The sequence below is a fragment of the Pseudomonas sp. VEM90 genome (assembly GCF_054611535.1).
In genome coordinates, this window is sequence record NZ_JBTRAR010000003.1 from 49327 (window position 1) to 66515 (window position 17189).

At 63.2% G+C, this 17189-nt stretch carries 15 protein-coding genes; 4 read left to right on the forward strand and 11 right to left on the reverse strand.

Features of this window, described 5'->3' with window-relative positions:
• Window positions 1-10 precede the first annotated feature (10 nt).
• Window positions 11-1078 (reverse strand): DUF2066 domain-containing protein, encoded by a 1068-nt coding sequence (locus ACYCCG_RS04355; protein ID WP_459669531.1) that lies wholly within the window; start codon window positions 1076-1078, stop codon window positions 11-13.
• Window positions 1079-1446: 368 nt separating this feature from the next.
• Here ACYCCG_RS04355 and purM point away from each other — a divergent pair, with 368 nt between their 5' ends.
• The 4 genes from purM to ACYCCG_RS04375 all read left to right on the forward strand — a co-directional run bounded on the left by purM (window position 1447) and on the right by ACYCCG_RS04375 (window position 4260).
• A complete protein-coding gene (gene purM / locus ACYCCG_RS04360; protein ID WP_003252437.1) occupies window positions 1447-2505 on the forward strand; it encodes a phosphoribosylformylglycinamidine cyclo-ligase in 1059 nt (352 codons plus the stop codon).
• Window positions 2505-3158 (forward strand): phosphoribosylglycinamide formyltransferase, encoded by a 654-nt coding sequence (purN, locus tag ACYCCG_RS04365; protein ID WP_339443493.1) that lies wholly within the window; start codon window positions 2505-2507, stop codon window positions 3156-3158. The genes purM and purN overlap by 1 nt, the downstream gene beginning before the upstream one ends.
• An 8-nt stretch (window positions 3159-3166) precedes the next feature.
• A complete protein-coding gene (locus tag ACYCCG_RS04370; RefSeq protein ID WP_176685492.1) occupies window positions 3167-3877 on the forward strand; it encodes a DUF3108 domain-containing protein in 711 nt (236 codons plus the stop codon).
• A gap of 200 nt (window positions 3878-4077) precedes the next feature.
• On the forward strand, window positions 4078-4260 hold the full coding sequence (locus ACYCCG_RS04375; RefSeq protein WP_021782528.1) for a hypothetical protein: 183 nt from the start codon (window positions 4078-4080) through the stop codon (window positions 4258-4260).
• A 100-nt stretch (window positions 4261-4360) separates the two neighbouring features.
• On the opposite strand, the gene ACYCCG_RS04380 is transcribed toward ACYCCG_RS04375, so the two are convergent.
• The 10 genes from ACYCCG_RS04380 to ACYCCG_RS04425 all read right to left on the reverse strand — a co-directional run bounded on the left by ACYCCG_RS04380 (window position 4361) and on the right by ACYCCG_RS04425 (window position 17135).
• On the reverse strand, window positions 4361-6619 hold the full coding sequence (locus ACYCCG_RS04380; RefSeq protein ID WP_459669535.1) for a GMC oxidoreductase: 2259 nt from the start codon (window positions 6617-6619) through the stop codon (window positions 4361-4363).
• A complete protein-coding gene (locus ACYCCG_RS04385) occupies window positions 6616-7107 on the reverse strand; it encodes a sorbitol dehydrogenase (protein WP_104962419.1) in 492 nt (163 codons plus the stop codon). Before ACYCCG_RS04385 ends, ACYCCG_RS04380 begins: the two co-directional genes overlap by 4 nt.
• A 4-nt stretch (window positions 7108-7111) precedes the next feature.
• A complete protein-coding gene (locus ACYCCG_RS04390) occupies window positions 7112-8452 on the reverse strand; it encodes a cytochrome C (protein ID WP_459669537.1) in 1341 nt (446 codons plus the stop codon).
• 307 nt (window positions 8453-8759) lie between these two features.
• Entirely contained in the window at window positions 8760-9299 is a 540-nt protein-coding gene (locus ACYCCG_RS04395; RefSeq protein ID WP_209964025.1) for a DUF2058 domain-containing protein, read from the reverse strand.
• Window positions 9300-9325: 26 nt separating this feature from the next.
• On the reverse strand, window positions 9326-10159 hold the full coding sequence (gene mazG, locus ACYCCG_RS04400) for a nucleoside triphosphate pyrophosphohydrolase (protein ID WP_392545886.1): 834 nt from the start codon (window positions 10157-10159) through the stop codon (window positions 9326-9328).
• Between the two features lie 124 nt (window positions 10160-10283).
• The gene (relA, locus tag ACYCCG_RS04405) at window positions 10284-12524 is read right to left on the reverse strand and encodes a GTP diphosphokinase (RefSeq protein WP_176685497.1); all 2241 of its coding nucleotides are present in this window, start codon (window positions 12522-12524) and stop codon (window positions 10284-10286) included.
• 96 nt (window positions 12525-12620) lie between these two features.
• Window positions 12621-13979: a 23S rRNA (uracil(1939)-C(5))-methyltransferase RlmD gene (gene rlmD, locus ACYCCG_RS04410; RefSeq protein ID WP_339443490.1), complete on the reverse strand. Its 1359-nt coding sequence runs from the start codon at window positions 13977-13979 to the stop codon at window positions 12621-12623.
• Window positions 13980-14879 (reverse strand): cysteine synthase CysM, encoded by a 900-nt coding sequence (gene cysM, locus ACYCCG_RS04415; protein ID WP_010952713.1) that lies wholly within the window; start codon window positions 14877-14879, stop codon window positions 13980-13982.
• Window positions 14880-15020: 141 nt separating this feature from the next.
• Window positions 15021-16412, reverse strand: a complete 1392-nt coding sequence (locus ACYCCG_RS04420; RefSeq protein WP_176685499.1) for a sensor histidine kinase — start codon at window positions 16410-16412, stop codon at window positions 15021-15023.
• A 3-nt stretch (window positions 16413-16415) separates the two neighbouring features.
• Window positions 16416-17135: a response regulator transcription factor gene (locus ACYCCG_RS04425; RefSeq protein WP_176685500.1), complete on the reverse strand. Its 720-nt coding sequence runs from the start codon at window positions 17133-17135 to the stop codon at window positions 16416-16418.
• Window positions 17136-17189: the final 54 nt, after the last annotated feature.

Sequence of the window (17189 nt, forward strand, 5' to 3'; positions counted from 1 at the left end):
CAAGCGCCCCTTACCAGCGAAAACGCAAGCCGTCGAACGGCGTGGGTGCTGGCTGCGCAGGCGCGGGCTGCCCGGCAGCGGCGTCCACTGCCGGTGCTGGCGTGGCTGGCACTGCCGGTGCCTGCTCTACCGGCACCTCCTGCAGTTTGGCCAGGCCAAGCTGGGCACGCAGCTGATCACGATTGCCAGTGACCCCGTAGGTCAAGGTCGTGCCTTCGGCCGCCTGCAAGCGTGGGCCATAGGGCTCCAGCACGCGGGCCAGTTCGGCGTAGCGCTGCAGGTTCATGCCCTGCACTTGCACCTGCAATTGGCGGCCGGCACCCGGCCGGGTAACGTAGCGCGGCGCCAGGCGGCTGCTTACCGCCAGCATCACCGCGTCAGCCAAGGCTGTCGGGTCGGCACCCTCGGCATTGCCCTGCTCACGCTGGTCGCCCAGCCACAGCTGCCACTTGCCCTGCCACTTGCCGTCGGCTTCCTGGGCATGTACCGCCAGCAAAGCATCAGCACCGTAGCGCTCGGATGCTTCGCGCAACTGCGCCGGGTCGCTGCCTTCGATCTGCCTGGCATTGGCAACCAGTTGCTCCTGCAAGTCGGCCAGCGGCAAGCGCAGCGGCAGACCGCGGTGCTGGGCGGCGCGGCGCAGGGGTTGGGCACTGACCTGGCCATCACCGACCAGGTTGCTGCCCTCAACAGTGTCGTTCAACCACCACCCCAGTATCGAAGGCCGATTACTGCCCCATAGCGCCAGGCCAGCCTTGCGCAAGGCCCGCTCGGTACTACCAGGGTCGAACTCGACCACTATCGACTCGGGCGGGCCGGCTTCGCTGCCCACCTGGTTGATGATTTGCCGAGGGTCCTTGCGCAGCTCGGCCAACGCAGGGCTTTGCACTGCCTTTGAGTCACCGGTCAGACGCAGCACCAGCGTGTCCAGGGCTTTGACGGTGGCCGCGGTACGGGCTTCAGCGCCCGGCCCGGAGACCGGTTCGCGCACCTGATAAAGGCCTGAGACATTTTCAGCCAGGGCAGTGGCCGAGATCAGGGCCAGGCAACCGGCTGCCAGAATATTGAACAAACGCATGGAGGATTCCTGTCCAGTTACCGCAATGCCTATACCTTATACACGGGGGCGCCAGGTAACCAGCCGCGGGGCGTGAAAGATTGCTTGCGGGTGTTGTAGGGCCTACCGGTGTTCGCGTTGAGCGGCGCAGCGCCGGTGAGATCGCGCACCGCCCGCGCGGCGCATGGCTGTTCCCTCAAGGCGAACGTCCCAACTAATTATCTTTTTCATGCCCTGCCCGTCGGCCTGAGGATGGCCGCTGCACGGCAACCCTGATAAAATCGCGCGCCTTCACAGACTACTGACGTTTCAGGCAGCCGCCGCTTACCAGCCGGCCTTGGCCGTCATGGTCGTTTTTAAGAATCCCTCCCTCCTAAAGGCCTGGATCAATGAGCAAGCAACCCTCCCTGAGCTACAAGGACGCCGGTGTAGACATCGACGCCGGCGAAGCACTGGTCGAACGCATCAAGGGCGTGGCAAAACGCACCGCACGCCCTGAAGTCATGGGTGGCCTGGGTGGCTTCGGCGCCCTCTGCGAGATCCCGGCCGGCTACAAGCAGCCGGTGCTGGTCTCCGGCACCGACGGCGTCGGTACCAAGCTGCGCCTGGCACTTAACCTGAACAAGCACGACAGCATTGGCCAGGACCTGGTCGCCATGTGTGTCAACGACCTGGTCGTCTGCGGCGCCGAGCCGCTGTTCTTCCTCGACTACTACGCCACTGGCAAGCTGAACGTTGACGTGGCCGCCACCGTGGTCACCGGCATCGGCGCCGGTTGCGAACTGGCCGGCTGCTCGCTGGTCGGTGGTGAAACCGCCGAAATGCCTGGCATGTACGAAGGTGAAGACTACGACCTGGCCGGTTTCTGCGTAGGTGTGGTGGAAAAGGCCGAAATCATCGACGGCTCCAAGGTTGCCACCGGCGACGCGCTGATCGCCCTGCCGTCCTCGGGCCCGCACTCCAACGGCTACTCGCTGATCCGCAAGATCCTCGAAGTCTCGGCTACCGATATCGAGAACACCCAGCTGGACGGCAAGCCGCTGACCGACCTGCTGATGGCGCCGACCCGCATCTACGTCAAGCCGCTGCTGCAGCTGATCAAGAACACTGGCGCAGTCAAGGCCATGGCCCACATCACCGGCGGCGGCCTGTTGGACAACATCCCGCGCGTACTGCCGAAAAACGCCCAGGCCGTGGTTGACGTGGCCAGCTGGCAGCGCCCGGCGGTGTTCGACTTCCTGCAGGAAAAAGGCAACGTCGACGAGCACGAAATGCACCGCGTACTGAACTGCGGTGTGGGCATGGTCATCTGCGTGGCCCAGGACCAGGTCGAAGCCGCCCTGAACGAACTGCGCGCCGCCGGTGAGCAGCCATGGGTAATCGGCCACATCGCCGAAGCCGCCGAAGGCGCTGCCCAGGTCGAGCTGCAGAACCTCAAGGCACACTGATGCCGAGCAATGCCTGCAATGTAGTGGTACTGCTGTCGGGCTCCGGCAGCAACCTGCAAGCCCTGATCGACAGCTGCCAAGGGCAGGACAGCCCGGTGCATATCCGCGCGGTGGTCTCCAACCGCGCCGATGCCTACGGCCTGCAACGCGCCGCAGCGGCCGGCATCGACAGCGTCGTGCTCGACCACACCCAGTTCAACGGCCGTGAAGCCTTCGATGCCGCGCTGATGGCGCGCATCGACGGCTTTGCCCCGGACCTGGTGGTGCTGGCCGGCTTCATGCGCATCCTCAGTGGCGGCTTCGTGCGCCACTATCAGGGCCGCCTGCTCAACATCCACCCATCGCTGCTGCCCAAGTACAAGGGCCTGCATACTCATCGCCGGGCGTTGGAAGCTGGCGACGCCGAGCATGGCTGCAGCGTACACTTCGTGACTGAGGAACTCGATGGCGGCCCACTGGTCGTACAGGCTGTGGTACCGGTGGCGTCTGATGACACCGTCGAAAGCCTGGCACAGCGGGTACACCATCAGGAACACCTGATCTACCCACTGGCGGTGCGCTGGTTCGCTGAAGGGCGCTTGCGTCTTGGCGAACAGGGTGCATTACTGGACGGCCAGCCACTGGCGGCCAGCGGTCACTTGATTCGATCCTAGGAGAATTTATGCGTCGCGCCCTGCTCTTGGCTCTCGCCGTGCTCGCCCTGCCCCTCCAGGCAGCTGATCTGAAGCCCTTCTCGGCCAGCTACACGGCCGACTGGAAACAGCTGCCCATGAGCGGCACCGCCGAGCGCAGCCTGGTCAAAAATGCCAACGGTACCTGGGACCTTAATTTCAAGGCTTCCATGATGATCGCCAGCCTGACCGAGCAAAGCACCCTGCGCATGGAAAACGACACCCTGCTGCCGCAGAAGTACCACTTCGAGCGCGGCGGCCTGGGCAAGGCCAAGAAGGTCGACCTGGACTTCGACTGGAGCACCAAGAAGGTCACCGGCAGCGACCGTGGCGATGCCGTCAGCCTGCCACTGAACCGCGGCGTACTGGACAAGTCGTCCTACCAGCTGGCCCTGCAGCACGACGTGGCCGCGGGCAAGAAAAGCATGACCTACCAGGTGGTCGACGGCGACGAAATCGACACCTACGACTTCCGCGTGCTGGGCACCGAAAAGGTCACCACCAAGACCGGCCAGGTCGATGCAGTGAAGGTCGAGCGCGTGCGCGATCCAAGCCAGAGCAAGCGCATCACCGAGCTATGGTTTGCCAAGAACTGGGATTACCTGCTGGTGCAATTGCGCCAGGTAGAGACCGATGGCAAGGAGTACGTGATCGTGCTGCAGGATGGCACGGTCGATGGCAAGCCGGTGAAGGGCAACTGATCCGGCACTGCCTGCAACACCTGAAGCCCTGCCCAGTGCGGGGCTTTTCTTTGCTGCGAAGAAGCCCATCGAGGCAGCACACCTCCCAGCTTCATGAAACTTGTTTCATGCCTGTTTTATTTACTTAGTCTGCTAACAAACTCTATAAAGAAGACGTGCGACACACTGTCGCAGCCATCTTGAAGAAGTGGAGTTTAACGATGACTGTCCAAGTAACCGAACGCGACGAATCGAAAATGTCCCACGAAGGCCTGGCCGCTGGCGTGCGGATCTGGGATGTGTACCAACAAGGCCAACTGGTGGGCATGTTCCATAACGAACACGAAGCGCACCAATACCGCGTTGAGCTTGAAGACCTGGAAAACCAGCGCGCTACACAATGACCCAGCGCATTGCCGCGAATCCCTGATTCACCTGGGCTCGAAGAACAACCCCACAATACTGCGGCAGTGCCGGAGCCTTGTGGGGTTGCCATGACAGGGTCTACACCGACCCGAAACGCACCTCCACCGACAGGCTGCCCAGGTTATCGCTCAGGCCAGCCCCGTAACGGCCGTCCAAGTCGTCATTGATGCACAATTGCAACTCTCCCTGCTGGCCACGCGGCAATTGCATCTGGTTGCCGACCAGGAACGGCACGCCGCTGTTGCCGATACGCCCGATCAACGCCCCTTCCGGTTGACCAGGCAAGGCATAGCCGGGCTTGGCGATCAACCTTGGGTTGCCCGCCGCGCCAACCATGCCGGTGGCCGGGTTCGCCGTCCACTGCCCGCCCGTACAGACCGCCAACTGCCAGCTCTGACCATTGATCTGCATGCCCGTGCCCTGCCATGCCTGGTTGGCCTGCACCTGTACGGTACGCTTGAGCAGGTCGCTGGCCACCACATCGGCGGCCTGGAAGGTCAACGCGGTGATGGTCAAGGTCGGGTTGGCGGTGCCGGTGGTGGGGAACACACCGTCGCCGACCAGGAACAGGTTGGGGTGGTCCCAGCTGCGCTGGTCCTTGTCCACCACCGACTTGGTGCGGTCCGATCCCATGCGGTAAGTGCCCATCAGGTGGCCAGCGCCGTAGAACGCGTAGTTCTCGCCGCCGTACTCGAACACCGTTTGCGAGCCGGGCTCGAGCTTAGGGTTCAGGTCGGTCAGTTCGGTGGCGCCCATCAGCTCGGTGATGATGTGCGTGGCGGCCAGGCGCGCCTGCTTGAAACCCTCCTTGGTGTAGTCGGACAGTTCGTAGGTGATCTGTGGCCGAGGCAGGCCCAGGCCGTCGGTGAACTCCGTGCTCCTCTCCACCCGGCACAGCGCTTTGTCGGGGTCTTTCTCCACCTGCTCGACCAAGAAGCCCAGACGGAATTGGCGGGTCAGCACGCTGTTGAGCTGCTGCACCAGCGCCTGGCCGGACAATGCCAGCTTGTTGGGGTTAGCGCCGCCGTGGTTGGTCCCGTCGATGAAATCGCAGACCGAGGTGTAGGGGTCGTTCACCGACCAGTTCCAGCCCTCGTTGCCGATTTCGATACGCCAGGCAGCCCGCTGGCTGCGGAACGGGCCATCGCGCATGTCCTCGATCCCCGAGGTGGACAATGGCCCACGGAACGGGAACAGCGGCTTGCCTTCGGGCATCAGGCCCCAGGCCAGGTACACCGGATGGTCAGCCAACGCCTGGCCGACCTGGCCGCTGCTGTTGGCGACCCCTTTAGGGCTGTTCGGGCCGATGGAGTTGAGCAGCAGCTTCGGTGTTTCGATCGCGTGGGCGGCAATCACGTAGCGCTTGCCCTGGGCCGTGCCGTTCTGGCGCGTGCCGTTGTTCTGATACTGGATGAAGTCGATTCCCGTGACCCCATTGGCATCGACCTGCACCTGGCTTGCCACGGTCTGGTAGAAGATGCGCACGTTGCCGGTATCCAGTGCCTTGGCCATGGTCACGGTGGCATCGTACTTGGCCTGGATCGGGCAGATCGGTGTGCAACTGGTGTTGCCTGCGCACACCCGACGGCCGTTATCATTCTGCGAGTTGCGCCCGGCCGGGGTCTGCCGGACATTGAGGGTGACACCTGGGTACGGCTTGCCGTCGGGCCCCTTCTCCGGGCTCTGGTATACCGTGCCCGTGACGTTCTCGCCCAGGCCTTGGTCGACCAGCGACGGCGGGATGCCATGCATGCTGTATTTGTAGCCATGCGGGAACGTCACGCCCAGGTAAGTCTGCGAGGCGACATCGGCGGACACGCCCATCTCCTCTTCGGCGCGGCAATAGGCGGTCTGCAGATCGTCGTAACTGATCGGCCAGTCGACCCCGACGTTGTACGCAGTGCGCATGCGAAAGTCGTTGGGCAACAGGCGCAGGGCCGTGCCCATCCAGTGCCACATGGTGCCGCCACCTACCCGCTCGTAAGTGCTGGCGAACAGTTGCGGTCCCTTCTGCACCAGGTAGCTTTTCTGCACCTTGTCCGGGTCTTGGCTACCCGCGGTGATCAGGTCCTGGATGGTCGCCCGTGGCGCGAACTGCGTGGCCGGGGTCTGCTCGCTCTGTTCAGGTGGGTACGGCGATTCGGGCGCTTTGAGCACCGCGGTGTAGAAGCGCTCCAGGTACTCGCTGCGATTGGGCGGAATGGCCGGGCCCGATTCGAGCACCAGCACTTTCAACCCGGCCAGGCCCAACTGGTAGGCCATGACACTGCCGGCCATGCCGGCGCCCACCACGATCACATCGGCGGTTTCGATGTTCTGGGTTTGTACATTGCTCATGGCTGCTGCCCTTCCTTGGCGTCGACTCCGGTGAATTGCTTGAGGGTCGGTGGCTGCTCTCCCCAGTATCCGAAGTGGAACTGGCTGTAGCCCATGGGATGGGATTGGGCGATCTTCCACGCCCAGCTCTCCTTGTAGGCCTGGTCGGAGACCACGCGCGTGTCACCCGTGCGCGCGTTGCCCAAGTCGTAGGGTTGGTACCAACTGCCGAGCAGCCACAGCTTCATGATCGAGCGGGCGCCCTGGGCGATTTGCGGGTTCGCGTTATCGAGCACGGCGCTGGCGATTTGCGCGGGCGGCTGGCTCTGGATGCTGGCGTACAGCTCCAGCAGGCTGCTGAACGCCTCGAGGCCCATGCCTTGCTGGGCGGTGGCGAAGAACACCGGCGGCAGATTGATCGGGTCGACGGAAGGTGCCAGCAGCTTGGCCGACAGGCCAGTGAGCACGGCGGACAAGCCGATGAAGTTTTGCAGGTTCTGGTCGCTCATGGCATCACTCCTTGGCGCCGGTGGATTGGGCACGTTCAAGCAGGAAAGTGAAATCGGCGAAGCTGGTGCGCGGTGACTGGGTCACGCGAGTGGTCGCGTTGTTGTGGCACTCCATGCAGCTGGACGAGGCCTGCGGGGTGGTGCCCTGGTTGTAGGTCTCCAGGGTGGCGTTGGCCAGGAAGTTCGGCGCAGGCGTACCTAACGGGTTGGTCGGTGACGGCACCTGGCAGTCATCGGCCGGGGCGGTGGGCCACTGGGTGCTGATCAGGTGGTAGTTGGCCCACACCGTGCCCTTGAGCGCACCTTGCCACTGTGCGTTGAGCTGTTGGGTGGCGGCGGTGATGGGAATTTCACGCACGATCTGCGAGGGGATGGCCTTCTTCGACGGGTCCCACGGTTGCGCGGGCGGCTCGTTCACCGGGCGGTCGCTGGCCTGGGCGTCGTAGAACAGGTAGGGCCCCTTGCGCTCGTTCATGGGCGTGGTCTTTTCCGGCACGTTGCGCACGTGCTCGAACGTCGACCATACCCACTGTGGTGCACCTTCGGTCTTGTGCACGATGTGCAGGCCTACCAGCCCGACCTTCTGCGCATTGCACGACTCGGGGATCAGCGCCCCCTTGTTCGGGTCGGCGTTGCCGGGGGTGTAGACCAGCGCGTCGACGGCGTGGAACTCCTGCGGGTTGTCGCTGCCATCGAGCACTTTCCAGGCCGACTTGACCATGATCGCACCGACCCGCTGGGCCTTCTGCGAACCACAGGCGAAAGCGATGCGGTTGTCAGCCTTGCTCAGGAACGCTTGCTGGCCTTCCTTGCTGTACAGGCCATTGTTGACGATGTCATCGAACATCGGCTTGTTGACCATGATCGCGTTGCGCGTGTAGGTGCCGCTTTGGTCGACCAACGGGCCGGTCTTGAACGGCTGGATGAACTCATCGAGCACGCCGGCGACCTTGCCCATCTGCTGCAGCACCGGCAAGTCACCCTTGCCTTGGCAGGCTGCGGGCACGGGTGCCTGCTGATCCCAGGCAACGGGTTTCTGTCCCTTGGGCAGGAAGATCTCGTAGCTCTCTTTCCACGACTCCCACACCGTCTTGCCGGGTGCGCCGATCTGCGCCGAGGTGTTGGCGCTGCCGTCGGCGTTGGCGGGCCAGTTCAGGGCGACGAAGGTCTGCCACGACAGCACGTCGAAATCGTGTTGCAGGTTGTCCAGGGTGAAAGGGGGATTGGCGGTGACGTCGAAGGGAACCGCAGGTGACAGCACCGGCGGACTGGCCGCATCGGCCATGGCGAACGCGCTGGTGAAACTTGCACCCAGGCACGCCAACCGTTTCAGGGTTATTTTCATTATCGTCTCCTCAGCAGATAAAGCGTCGGGACGACGAGGCGTACTGGCCCTTCCTGGACCGAATGTTCAGCGCTATCCCTGACGCTAAGCTGGAGGCTAGCCGCTGTGCCAAAACCCTAGGAAATGTCCGACGAACGGAAGGAACCAAGGCAATAGCACAGCTGACTGATCGCGCCGGTTCAGCGAGCGGCGAACCAACACACTTCTCACGATAGCCGCAGGAGCGACCTTGCGTCGCGAAAGGGCCGCAACGCGGCCCTGGCGAAGTTGAATGAACCGCGTCACCGCCAAGGCGGGTTTTTTCTGTTTACCACATCAGATCATCAGGGATCTTGTAAGCCGCGTACGGGTCGTCTTCGTCCGCTTCCTCGACATGGGTATTGAGCAGCAGAATACGGCCAGGGTCGCGCTCCTGGATCTTCAATGCGGCCTCACGGGGGATAACCTCGTAGCCGCCGGCATGGGCTACCACGGCCAGCGCGCCATTACTCAGCTTGGTACGCATGAGGGCGTTGACGGCAATGCGCTTGACCTTCTTGTCGTCGACGAAGTTGTAGTAATCCTCGGTGTTCAGCTTGGGCAGGCGAGTGGCCTCGATCAGTTGCTTGACCTGCGCGGCACGGGCCTTCTGCTCGGCCTTTTCCTGCTGCTGGCGGTTCAGTTCCTGGTCACGCCTGGCTTTTTCAGCCATGGCTTCCTTGGCCATGCGCTGCTGGCTGTCGTCGACTTCGACCTGGCCTTTGTGCTCCATGCGCTTTTGTTTCTTTTCAGCTTTGTTGGTCTGCGAGACCTGTTTCTGGTTGACCAGACCGGCTTTGAGCAATTGGTCGCGAAGGGAAAGGCTCATGAATATTCACTCACTTATGCAACAGCTCAGCCGCAGCTGGGCAGGTTCTTTTCCTGACGTTTGGCTTCCCCCCAAAGGGCATCCAGCTCGTCAAGGTCACAATCTTCAATGGGGCGGCCACTGTCGCGCAATGCCTGTTCGATAAAACGGAAGCGTCGTTCGAACTTGCGATTGGCGCGGCGCAAGGCGTGCTCCGGGTCCTGCTGGAGGTGGCGTGCCAGGTTGACGGTGGCGAACAGCAGGTCACCCATTTCATCTTCAAGGGCATCGACATCACCGTCGGCCATGGCCTGCAGCACTTCATCAAGCTCTTCGCGGACCTTGTCCAGCACCGGCAAGGCCGCTGGCCAGTCGAAACCGACCGTGGCCGCGCGCTTTTGCAGTTTGGCTGCCCGCGACAGCGCCGGCAAGGCTGCCGGAACGTCGTCGAGTAGCGAAAGCTGTTCAGGCTGGCTTTTTTCCGCGCGCTCTTCGGCCTTGATTTCTTCCCACCGCGACTTGACCTGGGCATCGCTCAAGGCGGGGGTATCCACCGGCGCGTACAGCTCGCCAGTGGGGAATACATGCGGGTGGCGGCGGATAAGCTTGCGGGTGATGCTGTCGACCACGCCATCGAACTCGAAACGCCCCTCCTCCCGGGCCAGCTGGCTGTAATAGACCACCTGGAACAGCAAGTCGCCCAGCTCACCTTGCAGGTGCTCGAAATCGCCGCGTTCGATGGCGTCGGCGACCTCGTAGGCCTCTTCGAGGGTGTGCGGGACGATGCTGGCGTAGTTCTGCTTCAGGTCCCACGGGCAGCCGTACTGCGGGTCGCGCAGGCGGGCCATGAGATGCAGCAGGTCGTCAAGGGTGTAGGTCATACAGGCAGGTCCTTCGGTGGTGGCTGCTTCGCGGGTTTGCCCGCTCCCACAGGTACGGTGCAGATTTCCAAACCTGCATCCATCCTGTGGGAGCGGGCAAGCCCGCGAAGCTGGCGCCACGGTCTCAAGGGGTACGATTACGCCGCGTTTCGATGATGTTCGGCAACTGCGAGATCCGCCCCAGCAGGCGCCCCAGTGCGTCCAGGCCGGGGATCTCGATGGTCAGCGACATCAGCGCGGTGTTGTCTTCCTTGTTCGATCGGGTATTCACCGCCAGCACGTTGATCTTTTCGTTCAGCAGCACCTGCGACACATCGCGCAGCAGACCCGGGCGGTCGTAGGCACGGATGACGATGTCGACCGGGTAGGTCTGCACCGGGATCGGCCCCCAGCTCACCTGGATCATGCGCTCTGGCTCCCTGCCCGCCAGCTGCAGTACCGAGGCACAGTCCTGGCGATGAATGCTCACGCCACGGCCCTGGGTGATGTAACCGACAATGGCATCGCCCGGTAGCGGCTGGCAGCAGCCGGCCATTTGTGTCAACAGATTGCCGACACCCTGGATCTGGATGTCGCCACGCTTGCCGGTACGCGGACCGGTAGGCTTGCGCGGCACCAGTTCGATCTGCTCGATACGCTCGGGCTCCAGCAACTGCTGGGCAGCGTTGACCAGATGAGCCAGGCGCAAGTCGCCAGCACCGAGCGCGGCAAACATGTCTTCGGCAGTCTTGACGTTGGTCTTCTCGGCCAAGCGCTCGAAATCAACCTGCGGCAGGCCCAGACGACTGAGCTCGCGCTCAAGCAAGGTCTTGCCGGCGGCAACGTTCTGGTCGCGAGCCTGCAGCTTGAACCAGTGGACGATCTTGGCCCGCGCCCGCGAGGTGGTGACGTAGCCCAGGTTGGAGTTCAACCAGTCTCGGCTGGGGTTGCCGTGCTTACTGGTGATAATCTCCACCTGCTCGCCAGTCTGCAGGCTGTAGTTCAACGGCACGATACGGCCATTGATCTTGGCGCCGCGGCAGTTGTGGCCGATCTCGGTGTGCACGCGATAGGCGAAGTCCAGTGGCGTGGCCCCCTTGGGCAGGTCGATGGCGTGGCCGTCGGGGGTGAACACATAAACCCGGTCAGGCTCGATATCGACCCGCAACTGCTCGGCCAGGCCACCGATGTCGCCCAGCTCTTCGTGCCATTCCAGCACCTGGCGCAACCAGGAGATCTTCTCTTCGTAGTGGTTGGAGCTGGGCTTGACGTCCGTGCCCTTGTAGCGCCAGTGGGCGCATACCCCAAGCTCGGCCTCTTCGTGCATGCCGTGGGTGCGGATCTGCACCTCCAGCACCTTGCCCTCGGGGCCGATTACCGCGGTGTGCAATGAGCGGTAGCCGTTCTCCTTGGGGTTGGCGATGTAGTCGTCGAACTCCTTGGGAATATGCCGCCACAAGGTGTGCACGATGCCCAGCGCGGTGTAGCAGTCGCGGATTTCCGGCACCAGTACGCGCACCGCTCGCACGTCGTAGATCTGGCTGAACTCCAGGCCTTTGCGCTGCATCTTGCGCCAGATCGAATAGATATGTTTCGCCCGACCGCTGATGTCGGCATTTACGCCAGTGGCAAGCAACTCGTTCTGCAGCTGGGTCATCACGTCGCTGATGAAGCGCTCGCGGTCCAGCCGCCGCTCATGCAACAGCTTGGCGATCTGCTTGTACTGGTCGGGCTCCAGGTAGCGGAAGGAGAGGTCTTCCAGCTCCCACTTGATGTGACCGATACCCAGGCGGTGCGCGAGCGGCGCATAGATGTCGAACACTTCACGCGCGACGCGCAGGCGTTTCTCGTCGTCGGCGGACTTGACCGCACGGATTGCGCACGTGCGTTCGGCCAGCTTGATCAGTGCCACGCGCACGTCGTCGACCATGGCCACCAGCATCTTGCGCAGGTTTTCGACCTGCGCCTGCGAACCCAGCACCAGCGACTGTCGCGGGCTGAGGCTGGCACTGATGGCGGCCATGCGCAGCACGCCGTCGATCAGCTTGGAGACCACCGGGCCAAAACACTGGCTGACCTCGGCGAGGGTGACCTTGCCCTCGCGCACCGAACGGTAGATGACCGCAGCCACCAGGGAGTCCTGGTCGAGCTTGAGGTCAGCCAGAATTTCGGCGATTTCCAGGCCAGCCTGGAAGCTGGACGTACCATCCGCCCAGGAATGCTTGGCCGGGTTGCCCTTTTTCTCTACCTCATGCGCAAACTCGCAGGCTTCTTTCAGCGCTGCGCGATCCAGTGCCGAATCGACGCTTACCACATGGTCCAACCATGCTTCGAGATTGATACTGCCGTCAGTGTTGACCGGCTGGTGCACTCTCACCTGTACCATCTTTGTTTTACCTTTCCATGCAGCACACCATACGGATGTGCTGGCGATCACCGTGCGGCCGCCATTCCGTGGCAACCGCACCAAGGGGCCAGTCAGCTAGCCCGCTTCGAATAACGCCATGGCCTCGACATGCGCCGTCTGAGGAAACATGTCGAGAATCCCGGCCCTTTTTAACCGGTACCCCTGGCCGACCAGCACTTGGGCGTCTCTCGCCAGCGTGGCCGGGTTGCACGATACGTAGACCAGCCTTCTGGCCTTGAGGCGGGCGATGCCTTGCACCACCTCGAAAGCACCGTCGCGCGGTGGATCCAAGAGTACCGCAGAAAAGCCTTCGGCGGCCCATCCGGTGCCTGCCAAAGGCTGCGATAAATCGGCCTGAAAAAACCGTGCATTATGCACATTGTTGTTCCGGGCATTGGCCGCGGCCCGATCGACCATGGCCTGTACACCTTCCACTGCCACCACCTCACGCGCCTGGCGGGCCAGCGGCAGGGCAAAATTGCCCAGACCGCAGAACAAGTCCAGCACACGCTCGTCGGCCTTTGGCGCGAGCCAGGCCAAGGCCTGCTCGATCATCGCGGTATTGACCTGGGCATTCACCTGCACGAAATCACCCGGGCGCCAGGCCAGCTCCAGCTGCCAGGGTGCCAGGGCAAAGCCCAACTGCGCAGCAGGGTCCACGGGCGCCGGCTCCCCTTCGCCTTGCAGCCACAGCTGGGCATTGGCCTGCTCGCAGAACGCTTGCAGCCTGGCCTGGTCCTCAGCCGGCAACGGCATGACGTGGCGCACCAGAACCGCCTCGGCGGTGCCACTGAACAGCTCCACATGGCCAAGCGCCTGCGGTTTGCTCAACGAGCGCAGCACCGTCGGCAAGTGGCGCAGAATCGACTGCAAGGGCTGTACCAGCACGGCACAATCGTCGATGGCAATGATGTCCTGGCTGGCTTCGGCGCGGAACCCCACCTCCAGTTGACGCGCCTTGACGTCCCAGCGCACGGCCACACGGGCCCGGCGCCGGTAGCCGAATTCCGGCCCGCTCAGGGGTGTTGCCCATTCCTCGGGTTGCACGCCGGCCACCCGCTGCAACTGCTCGGCGAGGGTGCGCTGCTTCAGCGCCAGTTGCGCTTCGTGCGGCAGGTGCTGCAGGTTGCAGCCACCGCAGCGGTCGTAGTAGCGACATGGCGCCTCACGGCGCTCGGGCCCGGCCTGCAGCAACCGCTCCAGGCGGGCTTCGACCACTTTGCCACGGGCATTGAGCACGCGTGCCTCCACGACCTCACCGGCCAAGGCGCCGCTGACGAACCAGGTACGCCCGTCGAGGAAGGCGATGCCACGGCCGTCACCGGCCAGGCGCTCGATGTCCAGCCGTTGCTTCTTGCCCACGGGAACCTGGGGGGTGCGATTGCCGCCGGCCGGCTGGAAGCGCAGGCCGCTGTTGCTTTTTTTCTTGGACATTTAGCGTGGGTCAAACAGGCCAGTGGACAGATAACGGTCGCCGCGGTCGCAAATGATCGCAACCATCACGGCATTTTCCACTTCGCGGGACAGACGCAACATGGCCGCGACCGCACCACCAGAAGACACGCCGCAGAAAATGCCCTCTTCACGCGCAAGGCGACGGGTGGTGTCTTCGGCTTCCTGCTGCGACATGTCGACCACGCGGTCGACGCGGGTGGCGTCGAAGATTTTCGGCAGGTATTCCTCGGGCCAGCGGCGAATGCCCGGAATGGCCGAGCCCTCCATCGGTTGCAGGCCGATGATCTGCACCGCAGGGTTCTGTTCCTTGAGGTACTGCGAGCAGCCCATGATGGTACCGGTGGTACCCATGGAGCTGACGAAATGGGTAATGGTGCCCTGGGTCTGCTGCCAGATCTCCGGGCCGGTACTGTTGTAGTGGGCGATCGGATTGTCGCCGTTGGCGAACTGGTCGAGCACCAGGCCACGGCCTTCGGCCTGCAGCTTCTCGGCCAGGTCACGGGCGCCTTCCATACCCTCCTCCTTGGTCACAAGGATCAGCTCGGCGCCATAGGCCGTCATGGCGGCCTTGCGCTCGGCGGTGGAGTTGTCGGGCATGATCAGGATCATCTTGTAGCCCTTGATCGCCGCCGCCATCGCCAGGGCGATGCCCGTGTTGCCTGAGGTGGCTTCGATCAGGGTATCGCCTGGCTTGATCTGGCCACGCAGTTCGGCGCGAGCGATCATCGACAGTGCCGGGCGGTCCTTCACCGAGCCGGCGGGATTGTTACCTTCGAGCTTGAGCAGGAGGGTATTGCTGGTTTCGCCAGCGATGCGCTGCAGGCGAACCAGTGGCGTATTGCCGACGCAATCGGCGATGGTTGGGTACTGCAAGGTCATGGGCGTATTTCGCAATCCGGACGGCGGGGTGCCTATCATACCGGCAAACCCTTCGCGGCCATATCACGCAATCTGTAGTGCATATAGCTACAAGCTATAACGGTGTGACATGTGCCGGCCTCTTCGCGGGTAAACCCGCTCCTACGGGGATCCGCTAGCCTGTAGGAGCGGGTTTACCCGCGAAGAGGCCGGCACATGCAACGGCAACTTCATCCACAAGCGCAACCCGCGTTTGCCATTCTGCGCCCACAAGGTCCCGCCCTGGCGCTGAATGGCACTGCGGGCGATGCTCAAGCCCAGACCGAAGCCCCCATCCCCCGGCCGAGAACCGTCCAGCCGCGAGAACGGCGCGAAGATCCGCTCCAGGTCCTCTTCAGCCACACCGCCACCTTCATCCTCCAACCACAGCCACCAATAACCGCCTTCGCGCTGGCCTCCCAGCCGCACTACCCCCTCGGCCGGCGAGTGACGAATGGCATTGCGCAACATGTTCTCCAGCGCCTGAGCCAGGTGGTTGAGGTTGCCCTGCACCCAGCAGTCGGCCGGCACTTCGCAGCGCAATTGCGCAGGCGACCAGCCGCTCTCGTAGCTGGCATTTTCGGCCAGCAACTCCCACAAGGCGTGGACCTCGATCGGCTCCAGGTTCATCGGCGCACGCTCGGCGTCCTGCCAGGCCAGTTGCAGGGTGTCTTCGACCAGTTGCTGCATGCAGTCCACTTCACGGATCAGGCGATCACGCAGACGCTGCAGGTCGGTTTCACCATCGCAGGCCACCCGCAGCCGGCTCAGCGGCGTACGCATTTCGTGGGACAGGTCGCGCAGCAACTGCTGCTGCATAGCCACCGTGCCTTGCAGCCGCTCGGCCATCTGGTCAAAGGCACGCGCCAGTTCGCCCAACTCGTCATGCCGGGCGATGGTGCGCGAGTCCAGGCGGGCCGACAGCTGATCGGCCCGCCAGGCATTGGCCTGCTCGCGAAGTTGATTGAGCGGCACGATCAACATGCGGTACAGGCCTACACACAACAGCAAGGTGAACAGCCCCGGGATAATGCCATTGGTGACGATGCGCCACAGCACGCGGTGCTGGCCCGGATTGAAGCGCTGCGGCAGTTCGATCACCAGCATGCCCTGCTCCGGCGCCCCCGGGAACGGTATGCGCACCCACGGCTGGTCGACGCTGCGCCGACTCATGGGCCAATCGACACCGCGCAGGCGCGTCAGACGCTGCATGATCTGCGGGTTGAGTGTGGCGTTGTCGAGCGGCCGCAGGTTGATGTCGAGCACGCCAACCCAGCCCCGTTCGCGCTGATGCATGGCCGCCACCCATTGGTCCAGCCCTGCCCGACCGCCGCTGCGCCAGGCCTTTTCAGCTTCGGCGGCATAGCCCAGCAACGTCTGCCGTGCCGGCTGCGAGAGGAAGGCGTTCTGGGTTTCCATGTGCCGGCCCCAGGTATAACTGAGGCCGATCATCAGCAGGCAGAAGCCCACCAGCAAGATGGCCAGCTTCCAGAACAGCGAATGGCGGTCGAGCATGGTTCACTCTGCCTCGCCGGCACTGAGCACGTAACCCTTGCCCCACACGGTGCGGATCTGCCGTTCGTGATAACCGATGCCCTTGAGCTTGCGGCGGATCTGGCTGACGTGCATGTCCAGGCTGCGGTCGTGCCGTGAATAGCCGCGCTGCAACACCTGCTGGTACAGGAACGGCTTGCTGAGGACCTCGTCGAGGTTGCGGTTGAGGATGTCCAGCACGCGGTATTCGCTGGGGGTCAGACCTGCCAGGCGATTATCCAGGCACACGTCACACAACCCCTCGTCGAACTGCAGTTCGCCGCAGTTGGCTTGCTCCAGCGGGCCTTGATGCCGCCGCTCCAGGGCCACGCGGCGTAGAATCGCCTCGATGCGCACCTGCAACTCGGCCATGCTGAATGGCTTGGGCAGGTAATCGTCAGCACCGCGCTGAAAGCCGCTGATACGGTCGGCCTCGGCTCCCAGCGCCGACATCAGGATTACCGGCGTGGCGCTGCGCCTGCGCAACTGCGCCAAGGCGTCCAGCCCATCAAGCCCGGGCAGCAGGATGTCCATGAGCACAACATCGAAAGCCTGGCGGCCAGCCGTTTCCAGGCCCTCCAGGCCATTGCGGCACCAGGTGACCTGGAAGCCCCCGCGCTGCAATTCCTCTTGCAGATAGGCACCAAGAACCGGGTCGTCCTCGATGGCAAGGATATTGGAGTTGTAAATAGCTACAGGATTCATTGGCAACTGCCATTAATTCTCAATTGAGCGATTATTGAGCATTCGCCACGTGCC

What these genes read in the sequence shown, in the direction of transcription:
- ACYCCG_RS04355 (WP_459669531.1), bottom strand. Translation starts at nt 1,078, where the DNA reads ATGCGTTTGTTCAATATTCTGGCAGCCGGTTGCCTGGCCCTGATCTCG.
- purM (WP_003252437.1), top strand. Translation starts at nt 1,447, where the DNA reads ATGAGCAAGCAACCCTCCCTGAGCTACAAGGACGCCGGTGTAGACATC.
- purN (WP_339443493.1), top strand. Translation starts at nt 2,505, where the DNA reads ATGCCGAGCAATGCCTGCAATGTAGTGGTACTGCTGTCGGGCTCCGGC.
- ACYCCG_RS04370 (WP_176685492.1), top strand. Translation starts at nt 3,167, where the DNA reads ATGCGTCGCGCCCTGCTCTTGGCTCTCGCCGTGCTCGCCCTGCCCCTC.
- ACYCCG_RS04375 (WP_021782528.1), top strand. Translation starts at nt 4,078, where the DNA reads ATGACTGTCCAAGTAACCGAACGCGACGAATCGAAAATGTCCCACGAA.
- ACYCCG_RS04380 (WP_459669535.1), bottom strand. Translation starts at nt 6,619, where the DNA reads ATGAGCAATGTACAAACCCAGAACATCGAAACCGCCGATGTGATCGTG.
- ACYCCG_RS04385 (WP_104962419.1), bottom strand. Translation starts at nt 7,107, where the DNA reads ATGAGCGACCAGAACCTGCAAAACTTCATCGGCTTGTCCGCCGTGCTC.
- ACYCCG_RS04390 (WP_459669537.1), bottom strand. Translation starts at nt 8,452, where the DNA reads ATGAAAATAACCCTGAAACGGTTGGCGTGCCTGGGTGCAAGTTTCACC.
- ACYCCG_RS04395 (WP_209964025.1), bottom strand. Translation starts at nt 9,299, where the DNA reads ATGAGCCTTTCCCTTCGCGACCAATTGCTCAAAGCCGGTCTGGTCAAC.
- mazG (WP_392545886.1), bottom strand. Translation starts at nt 10,159, where the DNA reads ATGACCTACACCCTTGACGACCTGCTGCATCTCATGGCCCGCCTGCGC.
- relA (WP_176685497.1), bottom strand. Translation starts at nt 12,524, where the DNA reads ATGGTACAGGTGAGAGTGCACCAGCCGGTCAACACTGACGGCAGTATC.
- rlmD (WP_339443490.1), bottom strand. Translation starts at nt 13,979, where the DNA reads ATGTCCAAGAAAAAAAGCAACAGCGGCCTGCGCTTCCAGCCGGCCGGC.
- cysM (WP_010952713.1), bottom strand. Translation starts at nt 14,879, where the DNA reads ATGACCTTGCAGTACCCAACCATCGCCGATTGCGTCGGCAATACGCCA.
- ACYCCG_RS04420 (WP_176685499.1), bottom strand. Translation starts at nt 16,412, where the DNA reads ATGCTCGACCGCCATTCGCTGTTCTGGAAGCTGGCCATCTTGCTGGTG.
- ACYCCG_RS04425 (WP_176685500.1), bottom strand. Translation starts at nt 17,135, where the DNA reads ATGAATCCTGTAGCTATTTACAACTCCAATATCCTTGCCATCGAGGAC.